Source organism: Streptomyces sp. BE20, assembly GCF_036322525.1.
Lineage (GTDB): Bacteria > Actinomycetota > Actinomycetes > Streptomycetales > Streptomycetaceae > Kitasatospora.
In genome coordinates this window covers 1-321 of the sequence record NZ_JAQYWW010000343.1, presented here as the reverse complement: position 1 = coordinate 321, position 321 = coordinate 1, and the positions used below count along the sequence as shown (strand labels likewise).

General features: G+C 72.6%; 1 pseudogene. It reads right to left on the bottom strand.

Going from position 1 to position 321, the window contains the following annotated elements:
• A pseudogene (locus PUR61_RS02285) lies at positions 1–217 on the bottom strand (peptide ABC transporter ATP-binding protein); the annotation flags it as partial.
• Positions 218–321 lie beyond the last annotated feature (104 nt).

Genomic DNA, 321 nt, shown 5'->3' with positions numbered 1-321 from the left:
CCGCCGCCGGATCCGGCAGCGGGACGGCGGAGAGCAGCGCCTTGGTGTACGGGTCCGCCCGGTTGCCGAAGACCTGCTGCATGACGCCGATCTCGACGATCCGGCCGAGCAACATCACCCCGACCCGGACGCAGACGCGCAAGACCACCGAGAGGTCGGGCCACCGCCACAACAACGACATCCCCACCACCAACGCCAGCCGCTCAATCCCCGTCACCCCCACCGCCCCCACGCTCTCCCTGGCCGATCTCTGCTTCAGCTAGCCCGGTCCGCGCACCCGGCCCGCCGGTCCGGGTGCGCCGATCCGCGCCGTGGACGGGG